The following is a 19,494-nucleotide window of genomic DNA, read 5'->3' on the forward strand; positions in this document are numbered from 1 at the left end:
CGAGGTTAATGCCGTCTCATTCGAGAACGCAAATCTGCTGCGCTCAGGTTGATCTTTCGCCTGCGGGAGACGGTTGCTCAGCGAAACCCGAGAACCTCGTCGCCCCATGCTTCACGCAGCGGTCCGTCGAGATCGTCGACGACGCTGTCGTGAGCGTCGATGACCAGCGTCGCGCGACGGTCGGTGGTGAACGTCGGCCACGAGGGCGTTGCCGAGTCGAGACGGGAGTTCGGGTCGCCGTCGCGGATGAACGAACCCCACCGAGCCTGCATGTCCGCGGCGATCCGCTCACCGACCCGTCGGCCGCCGAGCCAGAACTGGAAGCCGGCCTTGCCGCTCGGGAAGTAGCCGAACAGGTACGGCACCTCGGTGGCGTGCGACGCACGAATCCCGATGGCCCGCAACAGCCTTGTCGACCAGTCGAACCGATAGAGATGCACCGGAGCGACTCCCGCGTGCCCCTCTGCGGCCCACACCGTCGGCATCCGGAACGCCATGTCGCGCGCGACGTCGAGGCCCATGGACTTCGCCTTCGTGCCCGGATAGGCTGCCGCGACGCGCTCGGCCGTGGGGATCGAGACCTCCGGATACTCCGACGCGATCGCGGTGAACATCTGCACGATCGCGGGCTCACTGATGGGCAGCAATGGCGATTTCATGAACTTGAAGAGCGCGGCCTCGTCGCGATTGGTGCCGATGAGAAGTGGAATCGGCAGCGACTCGCCTTCTCGGTAGACGTCGATCGGATGTCGCGGCACCAGATCGCCGTCGACCACCGGCGAGAAGGGGATGGTGCCCGGATGTGCGGCAGGCACCCCGGTGAATGCCTTCATCGTGGCGGCGACCAACTTGTCTGTGTCCAACTCAGCAAAGCTCTCGATGTCGCCACACGTTCCTCCGACAGCGGCGGTCAACCGCTCGACGACGAACCGTGCGCGCGCCCTGTCGTACACCGAGGTCACCGGAGAGCTCTGCGCGACGGCGCGGTGAAAGAGTCCCCGAGCGAGCGGCATCGTCAGCAGCGTCGTCACCATTCCACCGCCCGCGGACTCGCCCGCGACCGTGACATTGTCCGGATCGCCGCCGAACGCGTCGATGGTGTCGGCCACCCAGCGCAGCGCGGTGAGGACATCGCTGAGGCCCGCGTTGGATTCGTATCGTCCACCGGCGGAGGCAGTGGGACCAGCAGCACCAGCCGCACCGGGTCCCGGAGCGCCGAGGTCGGCAAAGCCGAGAGCACCGAGACGGTAGTTCAGCGTCACCACCACGATGTTCTGCGTCGACGCGAGATGCGCGCCGTCGTAGATGGGCTGTGTGCCCGCGCCGAAAACGTATGCGCCACCGTGAATCCACACCATGACCGGCAGTCGACGGCCATCGCCTGCCGCTCCCTGCGGCGCCCAGACATTGAGGAACAGGCAGTCCTCGCTCTTGACCGCGTCGGGTGACAACGGGACGCCCGGGTTCACTTGCTGGGGCGCCACAGACCCGAAGGTCGTCGCGTCGACGGTTCCCGACGTCGGCTCGAGCGGTCGCGCGCGGCGCCACCGTAGATCGCCCGTCGGCGGTGTTGCGTATCGGATGCCACGCCAGACATCGACGTTGCCGGTCGTCTGACCCCGGTAGACCGTCTGGCCGGCCACTGCGTCGGCTGCACTGTTCACGCCGCAATGATAGGGAGCCGTTGGCGGTTCGGCCTGCTGGTTTGTGCCAAAGGATCATCCGACCCCACACTTACGCGGGACATCGGATACGGGGCCCGGTGTGGGGGAATCAGGCGTCGCGAGACACAACCGGGACGGGTGGAGCCCCCTGTCGGGATTGAACCGACGACCGCTCGCTTACAAGGCGAGTGCTCTACCACTGAGCTAAGGAGGCATGCGTGCGTGAGTATATCGGGCGCGCTGTCCGCCGCCTCACCGGGACGAGGCAGGCGACGATCGACACGATCGAACCGGGCAGCATCATGGTGGCACCGCGCCGCCCGATCGACCGGTTCGACGTCGGCGCGATCACCGAGGTGCTCGACCTCGCGACCAAGATCGGTGCCGTGCTCCTCGACTCGGGAACCGGCGCGATAGACACCTCCTCGCAAATCCGGTTCGTCGCGAGCATCTACGGCGTCGAGGATGTCGACGTCGACGTCACGTACAACACGATCGTCGTCGTCGCCCGACGTGGTGCGACCCTTCCCCCGATCACGACGATGCAGACGGTGCACTACCGCTCGCTCGACTTCACGCGCCTCGCAGCCGTCGACCGGCTGGTTCGTCGCATTCGCGACTCGGCGATCACACCGTCGACGGCACACCGGATCGTCGACCAGATCATCGCGGCCAAACACCCCTACCCGTATTGGGTCTCGACCTTCGCGTGGGGCCTCATGGCGTCGGGCATCTCGGTACTCCTCGGCGGTGACGTGGTCGTAGCGGTCCTCGCCTGGCTCACCACCGTCGTCACGGTCACGTTCAACCGCCGACTCAACAGGATCGGCACGCCGATCTTCTTCCAGCAGGTCGCAGGCGGATTCATCGCCGTCGTACCCGCCGCGCTCGTGTACGAACTCGGCGAGAAGACCGGATTGCAAAGCCTGTCGATCACCCCGTCACAGGTCATCGCCGCGGGGATCGTCGTGCTGCTGTCCGGCCTCTCGCTGGTCGGTTCGGTGCAGGACGCCATCACCGGCGCGCCGATCACCGGCGTCGCGCGCTTCTTCGAACTGCTGCTCATGACCGGCGGCATCATCGCGGGCGTCGGTATCGGACTGCGCCTGATGAGTTCGGTCGGCATCTACCTGCCGACGATCACCTCGTCGACAGAGTTCGCACCGGTCGACGTCCCCATCCGCGTCGCGTCAGGCGCAATCGCGGCATTCGCGTTCGCGCTCGCCAGTTATGCGGAGCGTCGTGCGCTGCCCATCGCGTTCCTGGGCGGTCTCATCGGCGCAGGCGTCGCCGCAGCGGCGTCGTTCCTACCGGTCGGCGACGTCATCGCCGCGGGACTCGCCGCCACCTGCGTCGGCCTCGTCGGCGGTCTGCTGGCCCGCCGCGCGCTGGTTCCGCCGCTGGTCGTCGCGATCGCGGGCATCACTCCCCTGCTTCCCGGTCTCGCCGTCTACCGCGCCCTCTACGGCGTGCTCAACGACCAGACACTCACCGGACTCACCTGGATGGCCGCGGCGCTCGGCGTCGGCTGCGCACTGGCCGCGGGCGTCACGCTCGGAGAGTTCGTCGCCCGCACGCTGCGACGCCCCCGCCTGCCCGTCGCACCCGACTGGGCGCGCCGCCGCCGCGAGGCACGCGCCGCACGACGACGCTGGTGAGGTGTCGGGCCCGATGAGGTCTTGACGTACAGCCCATCGCCAGCGGGTAAGATCGGGTGTTGCGCACAGCACAACCTCGCGCAACAGCAAGTCGAGAGGACGAGATGCCCCCCAAGACCACTGACATCGCCGACGAAGAGCTGGAGCCGGTGGCCGACGAGACCGCCAACTCCGCACGCCGCGTTGTCGCCGCCTACGCCACCGACGCCGACGAGTGCCGGATGCTGCTGTCCATGTTGGGGATCGCTCCGGGCGAGAACGCCTGAGTCGTGAACCCGGGATCCGAAGAGGTATCCGAGCGTTCCGACACCGACGCACCCGCAACGTCAGGCGTGCACAACACGGAGGCCACCTTCGGCGCACGCCTCCCCGAACCCGGCGATTCCCGCTTGGGTCCGGCCGGTTCATCCGACGACCCGGGTTCTGAGTTCGTCGTCGTCGCCAATCGACTGCCCGTAGACAAGGTGGTCGACGCCGACGGCAACGTCACCTGGAAGCGCAGCCCCGGCGGGCTGGTCACGGCGCTCGAGCCCATCCTGCGCAAGCACAAGGGCGCATGGGTCGGATGGTCGGGAGCTGCCGAATCCGACACCGAGGAAGCCGAGGTCGACGGCATCAGCATCCGCTCGGTCCCGCTCTCGGCCGAGGAGATCGCCGAATACTACGAGGGCTTCTCCAACGCCACGCTGTGGCCGCTCTACCACGACGTGATCGTCAAACCCGAGTACCACCGCGAGTGGTGGAACGCCTACGTCGAGATCAATCGCCGATTCGCGGAGGCGACGTCGAAGGCCGCTGCGCACGGGGCGATCGTGTGGGTGCAGGATTATCAGCTTCAGCTCGTCCCGAAGATGCTGCGCATGCTGCGCCCCGATCTGCGCATCGGCTTCTTCCTGCACATCCCGTTCCCGCCGGTCGAACTGTTCATGCAGTTGCCATGGCGCACCGAGATCATCGAAGGCCTCCTCGGGGCCGACCTCATCGGGTTCCATCTGCCGGGCGGCGCACAGAACTTCCTCTACCTGGCCCGACGCCTCGCCGGCCAGGCCACGAGCAAGGGCACTGTCGGCGTCCGGTCGCGCTTCGGCGTGGTGCAGGTCGGTTTCCGGACCGTTCGCGTCGGCGCTTTCCCGATCTCGATCGACTCCGGAGAACTCGACACCCAGTCGAAGTCCAAGGACATCCGATCCCGCGCCCGCGACATCCGCAAGGAACTCGGCAATCCCAAGACCATCCTGCTCGGCGTCGACCGACTCGACTACACCAAGGGCATCGACGTCCGGCTGCGCGCGCTGTCGGAACTGCTCGACGAGGGTCGTATCGATCCACACGACACCGTCATGATTCAGCTCGCGACCCCGAGCCGCGAACGCGTCGAGAGCTACGTCCGCATGCGGGCAGGAATCGAGCAGCTCGTCGGAAACATCAACGGACAGTACGGCGAAGTGGGCCATCCGGTGGTGGAGTACCTCAATCGGTCGGTGCCCCGCAACGACCTGCTCGCCTACTACGTGGTGGCAGACGTCATGCTCGTCACGCCGTTGCGCGACGGGATGAACCTCGTCGCCAAGGAGTACGTCGCATGTCGCAGCGACCTGGGTGGTGCGCTGGTCCTGAGTGAATTCACCGGTGCCGCAGCGGAATTGCGCACCGCCTATCAGGCAAACCCGTACGACCTCGACGGGGTGAAGGACGCGATCGTCGCAGCCGTCGAGCAAACACAGGCCGAAGGCAAGCGTCGTATGCGGGCGCTGCGCAGGCAGGTACTCACCCACGACGTCGAGAAATGGGCGAAGAGCTTCCTCGACACCCTCACGTCGACAACGGAGACGACGTCGTCGGCCAATCGCGGAGTTCAGCTCGTCTCCAGCGGCAGCACAGACGACACCGACCGCGGGGACGAGAATTCGTGAGCGACACGGGAATTCCCGACGACCTGCGTGACGCCGTCGCACACACGGTCACCGTGTCTCGACTCTTGGTGTCGAGCGACTACGACGGCTGCATCGCGCCCATCGTGTCGCGTCCGCAAGACGCCAAGCCCAACACCGCGTCGATCTCGGCGATCCGCGCCGCGGGTGCGCTGCGCGACACCGAGGCCGCGGTCATCTCTGGCCGATCGCTTCACGACCTACGCGCACTGTCGGGTCTCGACGACGACTCGGTCACCCTGGTCGGCAGCCACGGCACCGAATTCACCACCGGGTTCGGCGAGCAGGTCACCGACGACGAGCGAGCCCTCCTCGATCGAATCGTCAAGGCGTTCAATGAGATCGCCAACACCCATCCGGGTACGACGGTCGAGGTGAAGCCGATCAGCGCCGCACTGCATGTGCGCAACGCGGAACCCGACGTCGCCGATGACGCCCTCGCGAAGGCGCGGTCGGGGCCCGCGTCGTGGCCGGGGGTCCAGGTCACCGAGGGCAAGATGGTCATCGAGCTCGCGGTCATCGAGACCAGCAAGGGTCACGCGCTCGACATATTGGAGACCCAGTTCGGTTCGGACGCAACGGTCTACATCGGCGACGATGTGACAGACGAGAAGGCGTTCGCGCACCTCACCGGCGAGCACGACATCAGCGTCAAGGTGGGCGACGGCGACACCGGCGCCCGCTACCGGATCGCCGACACCGACGACGTCGCAACACTTCTCGCGCTCGTCGTCGAGTTACGTGAGCAAGCCCTCTAGGCTCTACTTACGCCGGTGCGGCGACCGGGTCGATCAGCGGGTCGTCGTGCGCGGAGCGCTTGTCTGTTTCGCGGATCACCTTGTGGACAAAGCCTAGCTTGCTGACAACCGGTTGCGGGATGACGAACGGGTACAGCGGCCGCGCACCCATCGCCTGATTGACACGGTTGAACATGGTGCCCAACCACTTCCAGTCGTACAGCAGACGTTCGATGGGTTGGTCGGCGTAGGACTCCAGCGGGATGATGTCGCGGTCCATCGCGAAACGCACCTGGTCGTTGTCGAGCCGAACGCCCGATTCCCGTGCGGTGTCGATGGTTCCAGTGATGTGCAGATAGTGGGCGAAGCATTCCGCGAAGTCTTCCCACGGGTGCATCGTCGCGTACTCGGAGATGTAGGACTCGGCCCAGTCGGCAGGCGCGCCGAACTTGTAGTGACGGTCGATGGCGTCGCTGTAGCTCGCACGTTCGTCGCCGAAGAGTTCACGGCACTTCTCGAGGTATAGGTCGGCGCCCTCGCCGTTCTCGACGAGAATGCTCTCGTAATAGTGGCCCACCTCGTGCCGGAAGTGTCCGAGCATCGTCCGGTACGCCTCGCCCAGATCCACGCGCAGCCGCTCGCGATACGCGTCAAGGGTCTCGGAGAGGTCGATGGTGACGACGCCGTTGGCGTGCCCGATCGTCACCGGCCTGCCGAGCGTCTGGCTCGACAGCAGATCGAAAGCCAGCCCGCCGTCGGTACGCCAGAAGGGCTCGACCGGCAGCCCGAGATCGACGAGCTGATACACCAGCATGCGCAGATCCGACAGCGCAGACGGCAGCTTCTCGCGACCGATCGGGTCGTCGGCGTCGGGGATCTTGCGCAGCAACGAATCGGGGAAGCATCGGCCGCGCATCCCCGCGTCCTCCTCGGAGAACTCGGCAGGGGTCATCCAGTTGCAGCCGCTGTCCCAATTGATGCAGCGCACCCAGCGTTCGCCGTCGATGTCGACGCCGTCATCGGAGGCGACGACCAGTGATCGACTCGGCAGGTGGATGCCGACCGTCGTTCCGCAGTTGGGGCATTGCTGTCCGAGAAAGCCCGACAGCGCATTACAGATGGGACATGTCAGTGCATGCATGGGTTCATCGTATGCTGATGCGCTCTTTTCCACTGTCAATGGGCAGCTCGCCACGGACCGTCGCCATGACCTGGTAGTTGTCCAGCGAGATCGAGCCGTTGTGGTTGTCGAGGAAAGCGGTGTCGGCGGCGTCGCGACCGGTGGCGATGCGCACGAGGCTCTGTCGAGGTGACAGCTTTGTCGCATCGACCACGACCCACTGCCCCTCGATCAGCGCCTCGGCGACAGCGTGGAAGTCCATCGGGTCGCACCCGGGCGCGTACACGGCGACCAACCGGGCGGGAATGTTCAACGCGCGCAACAGCGCGACGACGAGGTGCGCGTAGTCGCGGCACACACCCGCACCTGCGAGCAGCGTGTCGACGGCGCCGTCGATCGGGTCGCTGGCACCGGGAATGTAGTCGAGGCGGTCTTCGACGAATGCGGTCACCTGATCGAGGAGCTCACCCGCGGGGAGCGAGGCGTCGAATTGTCCGGCGGCAAACCCGAAGAACTTGTCGCACTCGGCATATCGGCTGGGGCGCAGGTACATCGAACGGTCCGTCGGCGCGACCGCCACCGGATCGGCCGGTGCGGTCACGGACGCGGTGTAGTTGACGGCGACGACACCCGACTCCACGTTCAGCCGATGGATTCGACCGCCGTGCGGATCGATTATCTCCTCCGGGGTGATCTCGTCGCCGTTGACGGCTACGACGAGCTTCTCGTCGAGTTCGATGCCGGGCATTTTCGCCACGGCAATCTGCATCTCGAGTTCGGTCGGTGCGGTCACAGAAATCGACATGGTTGCGGAGACGTCACGCGGCAGCGTCAGGGGGGAGCTCGACATATCGCTCACTGTAAGGGCGAATTGCCCATCACGCGTAATCGAGCGTCACATCTGCGCTCCGGCCCTGCGCACCGCACGCCGTGTGGGCGTCAGGTCTGGGTGAACCGCTACGAGAGCGAGGCCACCGGATCTGCGTAGATCACGCTGAGCGCCACCACAATTGCCGCGCCCTCGGGCACCGTGACCCCGAACAGGGACGGCGTGAGTTCCATCGGCCAGTCCGTCTTCGACGCGGCGTCGAACGCCGCCTGCACCGGCGCGAGGCCGTGGGGATGCGCGGCGAAGGCGTCGCCCGCGACGACGACCGAATCCGGATTGAGCGCATCACGGAAGGTCGCGACAACCTCGCCGAGGATGCGTGCGCGTTCGTCGACGATCGGCGATGCATCCGGCGAGATCCCCAATCGCCGCGCTGCACGCAACGTCGGCTCGCTGCCGATGACGTCGGATAGTGTCGCGGCTCGCCCCGGACACAGCACCGGGGCGTCGACCCTCACATGCGCGATGCTGCCCGCACCCCGTGCGGGGATGTGGACGCGCCCGTTGAGCGTCATGGCCATGCCGGTGGTCTCGCGCGCATAGAAGAACAGGCCGGAAGCGGCGTCGACGATCGTCTGGCCGAGCAGCAGTTCGGCCGCCGCCATGGCCTCGACGTGTTCGCAGACCGACACCGGCACACCCAGTGCGTCTGCCAGCGCCGGTCCGAGCCGTGCGCGGTGCCACCCGAGTATCGGATGGTCGACCGTGCCCGACGCCGCGTCGACCGAACCGCCGACGGCCGCCCCACCCCAGAGCAGGCGTCGACCCGAGAAGCGGTCGGCGAGTTCGCGAAGTTGTCCGCAGAGTTCGGCGAGGGCGGTGTCGGCGTCGCCGTGCGGGGTGAGGACCGCATGGCTGTAGAGGGGACGCCCGCCCAGATCCACGATGGTTAAAAGGGTGCGCCGCGCTCCGATGTGCATGCCGGCAGCGCACAGCGTGTCGCGGTCGAGGGTGAGCGGATTCTTGGGGCGCCCGATGCTGCCGGGGCTGACGAGGTCTGGCCGCTCGGTGACCAAACCCTGACCCGCCAGGGCTGTGACCTGGCGATTGATGGTTGCCGGGGACAACCCCGTGATGTCGGCCAGTCGGTCACGGGTGATCGGCGCACTGACCCGGATTGCGTGCAGCACGGCTGCAGCAGGCGTCGAGCCTATCTGCAATGTCGCCGGGACGACTCCATGCAACATGCGCTGAATGTAGCAGCGCACCGACGACCGATAGCAGCACCCCGTGCAGCGACGTCGGTCGGACGACTCGGACTCGATAAAGTGAAGCCCATGACCACACCTTCCGACGACCCGACCACGACCTCGCCCGACGTCGAGCCCATCGCAGCGCACATCGGCGGCGCGAAGGTCGCCGTGGTGACCGGAGCCAGCTCAGGTATCGGCGAGGCCATCGCGCGCACGCTCGCAGCGCAGGGCTACCACGTGGTCGTCGGTGCGCGGCGCGTCGACCGCATCACCGAGCTCGCGGCCGAAATCGGCGGCACCGGAAGGCAACTCGACATCACAGACGACGAGTCGGTCGCCCGATTCGTCGACGGTCTCGACCGCGTCGACCTGCTCGTCAACAACGCGGGAGGCGCGAAAGGACTCGACCCGGTCGCGACAGCAGACCTCGACGACTGGCGCTGGATGTGGGAGACCAACGTCCTCGGGACGCTGCGGGTCACCAAAGCACTGCTGCCCGCGCTGGAGGCGTCGGGCGACGGTCTGATCGTCACGATCACCTCCACCGCGGCGCTCGAGGTCTACGACAACGGCGCCGGCTACACCTCGGCGAAGCACGCAGAGGGCGTGCTGCACCGCACGCTGCGTTTCGAGTTGTTGGGCAAGCCGATTCGGCTCACCGAGATCTGCCCCGGGATGGTCGAAACCGACTTCTCGCTGGTGCGTTTCGGCGGCGACAAAGACCGCGCCGACGCCGTCTACTCGGGAGTGACCCCGCTGACCGCGGGCGACATCGCCGAGGTCGTCGGATTCGTCGCCTCCCGGCCCGCGCACGTCGACCTCGACCAGATCGTCATCAGGCCACGCGATCAGGCGTCTTCGCGCCGCAACGTTCGTACCGGGTAGGACCGATCAGTCCGTCTCGGCTCAGTTGGGGGCGCCCACGGACGTCGGGGCACCCTTGGGTGTCGCGGGGGCCGACGCCGTGCGCGGCTCACCCTTGATGGCCGACATCGACTTCCAGGTCGGCCAGTCGAAGATCCAGTCGAAGATGTCGCCGTCGGCCTCCGACAGGTCGATCCGCGTGCCGGTCACCTCGACGGGGTCGCCGTAGATCGCGGTGTTGAAGTACTGCTGCGCATTCTCGAGCGACAGGTTGATACACCCGTTGGTGACATTCGACGCGCCTTGCACGCCAACGGTTTGCGGGTTGGCGTGGATGAACTCGCCGTTGTTGGAGATACGTACGGCCCATCGCTCGCGGATGTTGAAGTACCCGGCGGCCGGGTTGCTCATGTAGAAGTCTTCGTGCTTTTCGCTGACCACATGGATTCCCGAGCGCGTGACGTTGCGGTCGACGTCGCCCTGACCGTAGCTACAGGGCAGTGTCATGAGCGTCGCGCCGTCGCGCACGACGACGATCTGGTGACTCGACGCCTCGGCCTTGACGATCTGCGAACGCCCGACCACGTAGTCGCTGGTGACGTCGGCCGCGCCGTAAGCGCCGTCGCCGTGGTCGAGCCCGTAGAGCTTGGCCGACATGTGGATCTTGGTGCCGGGAGCCATGTACTCCTTGGACCGCCAATGCACGCGCGAACCGTTGTCCTCGCCGAGCCATGCCCAGCTTCCCTCTGTGGGCGGCTCGGTGGTGAGCGTGAGCGCCTTCTCGACAGCTTCTTTGTTGTCGACCGTGCCGTCGAACTTCAGGATGAGCGGCGCGGCAATGCCGACTTCCTGACCGTCTGCGATGTTGACGACGACGTTGAGCTGCGTCTTCGGGTCCAGAGTGGTGAATTTGCCCTCTACCGGAGTACTCATCCGGTCGTATCCGGTCGCACTGCCCTGCCACGTGTAGGTGGTGCCGTAACCGAGCGGCTCTGTGACCGTGAAGGTCGTGCGGTCGTCGGACATGGTGCCCGCGATGGCCTTGCCCGAGGGGTTGAGGAGCTTCACGTCGGGGTTGAGCACCCCATCAATGGCCTTGACCTCGACCTTTGCGGTCGGATTCGGCGCAGCCTCATCGGTGAGCGACGGCGTGAACTCGACGCGGACCGTCGGCTTCTTGGGGCCGCTCGCCGCCTGGGTGTCGTTCGACTTACCGCACGCCGCGAGCACAACTGCCGCAAGGGTCGCCAAACCACCGGTGGCGAGCACCGTGCGGCGACTGGGCATTACATTCTCGGACATCGAATACACAATAGCGATCGCATATGTGTTAGTGCCGTCGAAGACCTGTGAGGAACCTTCGACTCACTTCGCTGCGTGGCTCCTCTTCGTCGACCACGCCTGACGCACAGGACCGAGGTGGGCGCGCTCGCCGTCGTGGTCGAAGATCGACAAGATCTCGACCGCACCGTCGCGGGCCCGGATCGCGTGCGGGATCATTGTTGCGAATTCGGCCGCTTGACCTGCAGGAACCAATATCACGCGGTCGCCGAGCCAGAGCTCGACGGTCCCCGAGAGCACCGTGAACCATTCGCGCCCGGGATGCACCCCGAGGTTCTTGGGGTCGACGGGCGCTCCCGAGACGATCCTCATCTTGGCGACCGACACCCCGCCCGGCGTGTCCGACCCGGAGAGCGGCCACACGGTCACGCCTTCGCTGTCGTGCGGCTGCGGCCGGATCACCACGTCCTCGTCGGACGCCGGCTCGACGAGTTGGTCGACAGACGTACCGAGTGCGCGCGCGATGGCAACGATCTGGTCGAGGGCGACGCGTCGACCCCCGGTCTCGATCCTGCTCAACGTGGACGGACTCATCTCGCAACGCGACGCCAGCGAGTCGAGCGTCCAGCCTTTTGCGAGTCGGAGGCCGCGGATGCGCTGCCGGACGACGTCGTCGAGTTCTTGCTCCATACGCAAGATTGTATGCCTCAAGCGCACGAGCTGGCTAACCTCGGAGCCATGGGACACGATTCACACCCGCACGGGCACGGCCATGGACACCAGCACCAGCACGAGCACCAGGGCGAGGACATGGTCGAGATGCTCGAACTCGACGCCGCCGTCATGGGCGCATACCTCGACACAGCAACCGGCCACATCCGCGCGACGCTAGGGCGTGAGCCGTCGGTGATCGTCGACGTCGGCGCAGGCACGGGCGTCGGGGTTCGCGCCCTCGCACGCGCATTTCCGACCGCGGAGATCATCGGCGTCGACGCTTCTCCCGAGATGACCGCCCACATCGACGCGGCGGGCCACCCGAGCGTGCGTACCGCGATCGCCGACCTCGACGATGGCTGGCCGACAGCAATTCCCGACGCCGACGTCATCTGGGCGTCGTCGTCTCTGCATCACATCGCCGACCCCGACTCCTTCCTACGCACGGCGGCAGCACATCTGAAGCCGGGTGGGGTTCTCGCCATCATCGAGATGACCTCTCCCCCAATGTTTTTGCCGACCGGCAACCCGCTCGAACAACGCATCGCCGCGTCGATGAGCACCCACGAGATGAACCCGTTCGCGGACTGGACGCAGGCGTTTTCACAGGCGGATCTCGACGTCGTCGAGGGCGTCGACCTGTCTGTGGAGATCTCCGAGATCACGCCGACAGTGCTTCGCTACGGCACGTCGTGGCTGTCGCGGATACGAGCAGGCCTCGCCGACGACCTGACCGCCGACGACCTCGCCGCCATTGATGCACTCGTGGACGACGAGTTGCCGTCGTCGCTCGCTCGGCGCACCGACCTGAACGTACGTAGCGGCCGCAGGATGTGGATCACCAAGCCGCACAGCACAACTGACACAACTCTCTGAGAACGGAGACACTTTCATGCCACAGACATCCACTGGTACGTACGACGCGCTCGTGATCGGCGGTGGCGCAGCAGGTTTGGCTGCCGCCGTCGCGCTGGCCCGGTCGCTACGCTCGGTTGCGGTCGTCGACGCGGGCAAGCCCCGCAACGCGCCCGCCGAGGGAGCACACAACCTCCTCGGCCGCGAGGGAATCTCGCCGTCGCAGCTCGTCGCCATCGGTCGCGAAGAAGCGCAATCCTATGGCGCGCAGATCATCTCGGGAGAGGTACAGTCGGTCACGCGCACAGAACTCGACCGCGCAGAGCCCTACAGAGACACCACCTTCGACGCAGCTCTGACCGATGGAACGACGCTGCGTGCCCGCCGATTGCTGCTGGCATCCGGACTCGTCGACGAACTACCCGACATCGCGGGCATCGAATCACTATGGGGCACAGACGTGTTGCACTGCCCTTACTGCCACGGGTACGAGGTTCGTGGCAGGCGTATCGGAATCCTCGGTACGGGACCGGCCACGCTGCATCAGACACTGTTGTTCAGGCAGCTGAGTCCGCACATCACGGTGATCGATCACGGCATGCCGGCGCTGTCCGACGACGACCGCGCGATGTTCGACGCACTCGGCGTCGAGCACGCCGCAGGGCCGGTGGCCCGGCTGGACACGGATACATCGGGACGTCTTCGCGCCGCGGTCTTTGCCGACGGCAGCGAAGTGGAACTCGACGCGCTGGTCGTCGCACCGCGTTTCGTCGCGAGAACCGCACTGTACGAGTCGTTGGGCGGCGAACCGACCGCGACGCCGACGGGTGTGTTCATTCCGACGGAGATGGGCGGTCGGACCCCACTCGCGGGCGTGTGGGCCGCGGGGAACTGCGCAGATCCGATGGCCATGGTCGGCGCAGCGGCCGCAGCGGGCACGCAGGCCGGCGCGATGATCAACGCCGACCTCGCCATGACCGATGCACGTAGGGCGGTCGGCAGCGCAGCCGCGTAGTCGTCGATCGTGTGGGAGCCGTTCCCCGATTCAGCGCCGCACGCGCTCGGCTGACCGGAGAATGTGTGTCGTATCGAAGGGTGTGGGCGCTGCAGCACACAACTCCTTCGATACGACACACATTTACTCACGCCCGCCGGCCGCAGCGCCCCAGGGCGCTACTCGGGGAAGCCGTCGAGCACCGCGCGGCTGCCGGACAGTCCGAGCCTGCTGGCCCCGGCCTCGATGAGTTCTGCCGCGAAGTCGGCGGTGCGGATGCCCCCGCTGGCCTTGACGCCGACCGTCGGGCCGACGGTGTCACGCATGATGCGCACCGCTTCGATCGACGCGCCGCCCGCCGGATGGAAACCCGTCGACGTCTTGACGAATCCTGCGCCTGCCGCCACTGCGCGACGGCACACCTCGGCGAGGGTCTCGGGGCCCGCCACGTCGAGGAGTACGGCCGACTCGACGATCACCTTGAGCACCGCCGCCTCACCGATCGCCTCGTGCACGGTCAGCACGTCGACGAATACCTCTTCGAAGCTGCCCGCGAGCGCTGCCCCGACGTCGATGACCATGTCGACCTCGTCGGCGCCGGAGTCGACGGCCAGCCGCGCCTCCGCAGCCTTGACCAGCGAGTGGTGCTTACCCGACGGAAAGCCCGCAACGACGCAGGACTTCTGAGCTCCCGTCGCGATCGGCAGCATCGACGGTGAGAGGCAGACGGCGTAGACGCCGAGGTCGGCAGCTTCGGCGACCGTCGCTTCGGCATCGGCGCGGGTGGCTTCTGGTTTGAGGAGTGTGTGGTCGACGATCGCGGCGACGTCGGCGCGCCTCAGGTCGGTGTTGGTCACATAGGCGAGCTTGGCACACTGAGTGGCGTGACCCTCGCAGACACCTCCAACCCAGACTCCTCCAGCCGAAGGTATGTGCTGACCCTCGGATGTCCGGACCGGACCGGTATCGTCGCGCGGATCTCGACGTTCCTCGCCGACGTCGGCGGCTGGATCACCGAGGCCGCATACCACTCCGACCCCGACACCGGCTGGTTCTTCACCCGCCAAGCCGTCCGCGCCGACTCCGTCTCGACCGGCGTCGACGAATTGCGCGAGCGCTTTGCCGAAGCCATCGCCGACTTCGGGCCGGACACTGTGTGGCGACTCACCGACAGCGGAGTGCAGAAGTCGGTGGTGCTGCTCGTCAGCAAGGAGGGGCACTGCCTCACCGATCTGCTCGGCCGCGCCGATCGAAGCGAACTACCCGCACGCGTCGAGGCCGTCGTCGGCAACCATCGTGACCTCGAGGGACTCACGACGCGGTTCGGCGTGCCGTTCCACTACGTGCCGTTCCCCGCGGGCGACAAGCAGGGAGCCTTCGCGAAGGTGGCGTCGATCGTCGACGACCTCGACCCCGATGCCGTCGTCCTGGCTCGTTTCATGCAGATCGTGCCGCCGCAGCTGTGCGATCGGTGGGCGGGCAAGGCCATCAACATCCACCACAGCTTCCTGCCGAGCTTCGTCGGAGCGCGCCCCTACCATCAGGCGTTCGCGCGCGGTGTGAAACTCATCGGCGCGACGTGCCACTACGTCACCGCCGACCTCGACGCCGGGCCGATCATCGAGCAGGACGTCAGCCGCATCGACCACAACGACTCCGTGAACGACATGGTGCGTCAGGGCCGAGACATCGAAACGCTCGTTCTGTCACGCGGACTGCGCTGGCACCTCGAGGATCGCGTCCTCGTTCACGGGCGAAAGACCGTGGTGTTCAACTAGATTCGCGCACAGTCGGCTGTATAGAGCGCACAGTCGGCGGGATAGAGAGCCCAGTCGGCGGTCAGAAGTCGAACCCGCCGAAGTCGCCGCCACCGAAATCTCCGCCACCGAAGTCGCCACCGGAATCGCCGCTGCCCCAGTCGCCGCCGCCGTCGCCCGAGTCGCCGCCCCAATCGCCGGAGTCGCCGCCGCCGTCGATGCCTGCCATGTCGGAGCCGTCGCCCGCGCCGTTCTCGAATGCGGCGGCGTCGTAGGGAACGCCGTGCATACCCGAGAACAGCGTCGAGAAGAGCAGCATGGAGCCGACGCCCCAGGCACCTGCCACCAGAGCAGGCTTCCACCACGGTTCGGAGTACCACCCGGCGGGCACGGGTCGTCCGGCGACGCGGCCGCCCGGGTAGTAGTTCGGGGTCCGCGACGACGGGGCGGGTGAGGCCTCGACCTGGCGTCCGTCGAATTCGACGGTGCGGTCTTCGGTCACCGCGCCCGCGCTGCGCTGGCCGTCGAGCTCAGGGATCGCTGGACCGGGGTCCATGTTCATCGCGGTGCGCGCGGCGCGGATGTAGTAGAGCCCCTCGATCGCGGTCTGCTTAGCGAGGCGGGCCTGCGCGGGTGAGTTGGCCTGATCGATCTGCGAGCCTGCCGCCGTGTAGCGCTCCCCGGCGTCGGCGAGCGCCTGCTTCGACGCAGGTGAATCGCCGACCAGCATGTACACCTGGCCGCCGAGACGTTCGATGACCTGTCGGGCGTCGGCCTTGGCGTCGTCGAGGCTGCGGGCTTTGCTCGCGCCAGAACGCTGCTGCGACACCACCACCACCCCAACAACGAGGACGACGACAATGATGATCAAGAGCAGCGCGGTCATGTTCTCCTCCAACACGGGGGCGAGTGGACGTCGTGGCAGAAATCGGACATCCCCCTTCGAGGGTACCGATGCCGCGCGAGTCCGGCCTGCGACAACGTCGTCGACCGGCCCGGTTGGCCAGGGATTGGTCCCGGATCGGTCGCGGAAGATCACATGACGTTGCAGCCGCCCGTGTTTTCGTTGCCGCCCGTGGCGGAACTGGTCAGCGTGAGGTTGTCGCCGTCGACAGCGAAGTCGACGCCGTCGTTGGTCACCTTGAGGTTCTTGACGTTCACCTGATCGAAGAACGGGCCGAACATCGACTTGGACACACCGTCGACGATCTGCTGGGCGTAGTCGGAGGGGATGCCGAAGACGAAGGCGTTGGCCTTGACGACCTCGAACTTGATGTGACCGTTCTCGGTCGTGGGTTTGATCGTCGCGCTCACCGGGATCGGGATGAATCCCAGGTTGAACGACGTACTGACGTCGACGGTGCCGTCCGCCTCGTTGCCGGTGATCGACTCGATGTTCGCGCCCGCGACGATCCCACCGGCACCACTCTGATCGGTTCCGGTGCCGTTCGTGCCGGTGCCGCCTGTGCCCGTGCCGGTGCCGTTCCCGCCGGTCTCCTGCTTACCGAGTTCGACGACCCGAGAGAACGGGACGTATCCGTTGCCGTCGAGCGAGCCGACGGTGGTCTTGTCGCCATCGGCGTCGATCCGGTCCGCGCGGATGTGCAATCTGGTCGCGCCCGAGTCGTTTGCGGTGTCGACCTGCACCCAGGGGATCTCACTTCCCGTGGCCTGCAGCAGCATCGGCTTCTTGCTGAGCGAGACGCTCGTCGGCACCCCGGTGAGGCTGCTGAACTGCTGTTCGAGACAGTCGGTCACCCGCTTACGCAGGATCAGCTCCGACGCCACGGCGCCGATCACCAGCACCAGGACGAGCGCAGCCGCAGTGATGCCGATGATCTTGGCGGTGCGACGCCGACGCACCGGTGACGTAAGGACCGGCTCGTCTGCGGGGTCGGCCGGATCGATGACAGTCGTCGCCGTCCCCTGCTCGAATGACCGGGTACCACCGTCGGTCGCCGAGTACGCCCGCGGTCCGGGTTCGGTCGGCGCCGCGGCGAACTGCTCGGTCGGGGCGTGATAGGCGGGAGCGTGATCGGTTGGCGCGTCATCAGATGACGCGTGATCAGCTGACGGTTGAACAGTTGATGCGGCCCCGCCGGTCGTCGACGACGAAGTCGAGTCGGCAACCGGCGCCCATTCGCTGTCGGGGGTCGCCGATGGGTCGGCGTCGCCTGGCCGCGCCTGGGGTTCCTTCTCGTTGTCGGTCATGGTCAGAGCACCTCCGGTCCGTGGTCGTCGATCTGTGGCGCACAAGCTCGGTGGTGATTGCTTGGGCCGAGATCGGTCAGATGGATTTCCGGTTGGCGAGGACGGCGATGCGCGTCCGTGCCGTCTCCACCGCCGCTAGGTCGATGTCGTGAGCCCGGACACATTTTCCGGACCCGTACGCGGCGACCACCGTACCCAAGGGATCTGTGATTTGGCTGTGGCCTACACCGGTTGGTGTACTGCCCCGCGCAAGGTACGGATCCTCGGGTTCTGCCTGCCCGACCGCGACCACGTAGCACGAAGAATCGAGTGCCCTCGCCGTCGCGAGCACTTCCCACTGCGCGACCTTCCCCGGCCCCGCACCCCATGACGCAGGCACCGCGATGACTTGCGCGCCGCGCTCGGCAAGGGTCGTGAACAGATCAGGGAATCGGATGTCGTAGCAGGTGGCGACGCCGACCGCGGTGCCTGCGACGTCGACGATCACCGGTTTGTCGCCGGCGGCCACGGTCCGGGACTCGAGAAACCCGAATGCGTCGTAGAGGTGGATCTTGTCGTACGACTCCCGACGACCATCGGGATGCGCGATCAGCAGCGTGTTGAACACCCGACCGTCGTCGGCGGGGGTGAACATGCCCGCGATGATCACGATCTCCCGGTCGACGGCGATCTGCGAGACCCGCGTGGCCCACGGCCCGTCGAGCGGTTCGGCGATCGGGCCCAGCGGAACCCCGAACCGGCACATCGTCGCCTCCGGGAACACGACGAGGTCGGCTCCGTCGGCAGCGGCCCGTGCCGCGGCGTCGGCTACGACGACGAGATTGGCGCCCGGGTCATCGCTGGAGTTGATCTGTGCCATTGCGATGCGCATGGGGCAAGCGTAGTTGCCGGCCCCGACCGTCGAGACCGTCTCGGCTAGCTCGTCGGTGCAACGACGGACCACGGAACCGTCAGCACGTTGTCGACGCTGCGCCTGCGGACCGGCTCGACCGGAACACCCGACTCGGACAAGAGCCTTAGCGTCTCGCGCCACCGTGCACGCGGCCCGAACGCGGCGTGCGGAGCGGCGATATCCCAGCACCGGTCGGCGGCGACGAGCAGATCGTGCACGGGCTCGCCGGGCACGTTGCGGTGGATGAGCGCCTTGGGTAGTCGTTCGGCGACCTCCGACGGTCGGCTCGTGTACGCGGGAGCCCAGCTCAGGGTGAGGCTGCGGGGGCCGTCGGCGTCGAGCAAGACCCACGTGCAGCGTCGACCGAGTTCATCGCAGGTGCCCTCGACGATCACGCCGCTCGGCCCGAGCCGATCCATCAACCGACGCCATGCGGGCCACACCTCGTCTTCGTCGTACTGCCTCAGCACATTGAACGCTCGCACGACCTGCGGTCGCAGTCCCGCGAGTTCGAAACCGCCGAGACCGAAACGCACGCCGTCACGAGGTTCGACGACGCGCTCGGGATCGATCTCGAGTCCCACCATCTCCAGATCGGGCGCCACGGCTCGTAGCCGCTGCGCCATCTCGACGGTGGTGTCGGGTCGCGCTCCGTAACCGAGGTCGACGACGAGCGGTGCGCTCACCTCATCGAGCGCGGCGAGCACCGACGGATCGGTCGCCATCCAACGGTC

General features: G+C 66.6%; 19 protein-coding genes and 1 tRNA gene. 8 read left to right on the top strand and 12 right to left on the bottom strand.

The window, feature by feature from the left end; all coding sequences use genetic code 11:
- Window positions 1-77 precede the first annotated feature (77 nt).
- Together ACRVY7_RS04395 and ACRVY7_RS04400 are read right to left on the bottom strand one after the other, a co-directional pair.
- Window positions 78-1,664: a carboxylesterase/lipase family protein gene (locus tag ACRVY7_RS04395; protein WP_431816120.1), complete on the bottom strand. Its 1,587-nt coding sequence runs from the start codon at window positions 1,662-1,664 to the stop codon at window positions 78-80.
- Between the two features lie 139 nt (window positions 1,665-1,803).
- Window positions 1,804-1,878 (bottom strand) — tRNA-Thr (locus ACRVY7_RS04400).
- Window positions 1,879-1,882: 4 nt separating this feature from the next.
- Between ACRVY7_RS04400 and ACRVY7_RS04405 the strand changes: the two genes are divergently transcribed.
- From ACRVY7_RS04405 to otsB, 4 genes are all read left to right on the top strand, one after another.
- The gene (locus ACRVY7_RS04405) at window positions 1,883-3,322 is read left to right on the top strand and encodes a threonine/serine exporter family protein (protein ID WP_431816121.1); all 1,440 of its coding nucleotides are present in this window, start codon (window positions 1,883-1,885) and stop codon (window positions 3,320-3,322) included.
- A gap of 104 nt (window positions 3,323-3,426) precedes the next feature.
- Complete coding sequence (locus ACRVY7_RS04410; RefSeq protein ID WP_005172211.1) at window positions 3,427-3,588, top strand: hypothetical protein; 162 nt, start codon at window positions 3,427-3,429, stop codon at window positions 3,586-3,588.
- Window positions 3,589-3,711: 123 nt separating this feature from the next.
- Window positions 3,712-5,235: an alpha,alpha-trehalose-phosphate synthase (UDP-forming) gene (locus tag ACRVY7_RS04415; RefSeq protein ID WP_049698023.1), complete on the top strand. Its 1,524-nt coding sequence runs from the start codon at window positions 3,712-3,714 to the stop codon at window positions 5,233-5,235.
- Entirely contained in the window at window positions 5,232-6,011 is a 780-nt protein-coding gene (otsB, locus tag ACRVY7_RS04420) for a trehalose-phosphatase (RefSeq protein ID WP_431816122.1), read from the top strand. The genes ACRVY7_RS04415 and otsB overlap by 4 nt, the downstream gene beginning before the upstream one ends.
- 7 nt (window positions 6,012-6,018) lie before the next feature.
- Here otsB and ACRVY7_RS04425 read toward each other — a convergent pair whose 3' ends face one another.
- From ACRVY7_RS04425 to ACRVY7_RS04435, 3 genes are all read right to left on the bottom strand, one after another.
- The gene (locus tag ACRVY7_RS04425) at window positions 6,019-7,131 is read right to left on the bottom strand and encodes a zinc-binding metallopeptidase family protein (RefSeq protein WP_431816123.1); all 1,113 of its coding nucleotides are present in this window, start codon (window positions 7,129-7,131) and stop codon (window positions 6,019-6,021) included.
- A gap of 4 nt (window positions 7,132-7,135) precedes the next feature.
- On the bottom strand, window positions 7,136-7,960 hold the full coding sequence (locus tag ACRVY7_RS04430) for a transglutaminase-like domain-containing protein (RefSeq protein ID WP_197494476.1): 825 nt from the start codon (window positions 7,958-7,960) through the stop codon (window positions 7,136-7,138).
- 107 nt (window positions 7,961-8,067) lie between these two features.
- Window positions 8,068-9,186 carry an ROK family protein gene (locus tag ACRVY7_RS04435; protein ID WP_431816124.1) on the bottom strand — a complete coding sequence of 373 codons (1,119 nt, stop codon included), beginning with the start codon at window positions 9,184-9,186 and terminating at the stop codon, window positions 8,068-8,070.
- Between the two features lie 90 nt (window positions 9,187-9,276).
- Between ACRVY7_RS04435 and ACRVY7_RS04440 the strand changes: the two genes are divergently transcribed.
- Window positions 9,277-10,077: an SDR family NAD(P)-dependent oxidoreductase gene (locus tag ACRVY7_RS04440; protein WP_431816125.1), complete on the top strand. Its 801-nt coding sequence runs from the start codon at window positions 9,277-9,279 to the stop codon at window positions 10,075-10,077.
- A 21-nt stretch (window positions 10,078-10,098) separates the two neighbouring features.
- On the opposite strand, the gene ACRVY7_RS04445 is transcribed toward ACRVY7_RS04440, so the two are convergent.
- Together ACRVY7_RS04445 and ACRVY7_RS04450 are read right to left on the bottom strand one after the other, a co-directional pair.
- Window positions 10,099-11,343, bottom strand: a complete 1,245-nt coding sequence (locus ACRVY7_RS04445) for a L,D-transpeptidase (RefSeq protein WP_431816395.1) — start codon at window positions 11,341-11,343, stop codon at window positions 10,099-10,101.
- 78 nt (window positions 11,344-11,421) lie between these two features.
- The gene (locus ACRVY7_RS04450) at window positions 11,422-12,027 is read right to left on the bottom strand and encodes a helix-turn-helix domain-containing protein (RefSeq protein WP_431816126.1); all 606 of its coding nucleotides are present in this window, start codon (window positions 12,025-12,027) and stop codon (window positions 11,422-11,424) included.
- 48 nt (window positions 12,028-12,075) lie between these two features.
- On the opposite strand from ACRVY7_RS04450, the gene ACRVY7_RS04455 reads away from it, so the two are divergent.
- Window positions 12,076-12,927 (top strand): class I SAM-dependent methyltransferase, encoded by an 852-nt coding sequence (locus tag ACRVY7_RS04455; protein WP_431816127.1) that lies wholly within the window; start codon window positions 12,076-12,078, stop codon window positions 12,925-12,927.
- 16 nt (window positions 12,928-12,943) lie between these two features.
- Window positions 12,944-13,921 carry an NAD(P)/FAD-dependent oxidoreductase gene (locus ACRVY7_RS04460; RefSeq protein WP_431816128.1) on the top strand — a complete coding sequence of 326 codons (978 nt, stop codon included), beginning with the start codon at window positions 12,944-12,946 and terminating at the stop codon, window positions 13,919-13,921.
- 158 nt (window positions 13,922-14,079) lie between these two features.
- On the opposite strand, the gene deoC is transcribed toward ACRVY7_RS04460, so the two are convergent.
- Window positions 14,080-14,757 (bottom strand): deoxyribose-phosphate aldolase, encoded by a 678-nt coding sequence (gene deoC, locus ACRVY7_RS04465; RefSeq protein WP_064868945.1) that lies wholly within the window; start codon window positions 14,755-14,757, stop codon window positions 14,080-14,082.
- Window positions 14,758-14,784: 27 nt separating this feature from the next.
- On the opposite strand from deoC, the gene purU reads away from it, so the two are divergent.
- The gene (purU, locus tag ACRVY7_RS04470; protein WP_431816129.1) at window positions 14,785-15,678 is read left to right on the top strand and encodes a formyltetrahydrofolate deformylase; all 894 of its coding nucleotides are present in this window, start codon (window positions 14,785-14,787) and stop codon (window positions 15,676-15,678) included.
- Between the two features lie 61 nt (window positions 15,679-15,739).
- On the opposite strand, the gene ACRVY7_RS04475 is transcribed toward purU, so the two are convergent.
- The 4 genes from ACRVY7_RS04475 to ACRVY7_RS04490 all read right to left on the bottom strand — a co-directional run bounded on the left by ACRVY7_RS04475 (window position 15,740) and on the right by ACRVY7_RS04490 (window position 19,485).
- Window positions 15,740-16,543 carry a hypothetical protein gene (locus ACRVY7_RS04475; RefSeq protein ID WP_049698019.1) on the bottom strand — a complete coding sequence of 268 codons (804 nt, stop codon included), beginning with the start codon at window positions 16,541-16,543 and terminating at the stop codon, window positions 15,740-15,742.
- A gap of 149 nt (window positions 16,544-16,692) precedes the next feature.
- Window positions 16,693-17,868, bottom strand: coding sequence for an LmeA family phospholipid-binding protein (locus tag ACRVY7_RS04480; protein ID WP_431816130.1), 1,176 nt, complete (start codon window positions 17,866-17,868; stop codon window positions 16,693-16,695).
- 76 nt (window positions 17,869-17,944) lie between these two features.
- Window positions 17,945-18,739 carry a carbon-nitrogen hydrolase family protein gene (locus tag ACRVY7_RS04485; protein WP_431816131.1) on the bottom strand — a complete coding sequence of 265 codons (795 nt, stop codon included), beginning with the start codon at window positions 18,737-18,739 and terminating at the stop codon, window positions 17,945-17,947.
- A 44-nt stretch (window positions 18,740-18,783) separates the two neighbouring features.
- A complete protein-coding gene (locus tag ACRVY7_RS04490) occupies window positions 18,784-19,485 on the bottom strand; it encodes a class I SAM-dependent methyltransferase (RefSeq protein WP_235434297.1) in 702 nt (233 codons plus the stop codon).
- Window positions 19,486-19,494 lie beyond the last annotated feature (9 nt).

This window comes from Gordonia jacobaea (genome assembly GCF_965344965.1).
Taxonomy (GTDB): domain Bacteria; phylum Actinomycetota; class Actinomycetes; order Mycobacteriales; family Mycobacteriaceae; genus Gordonia; species Gordonia jacobaea.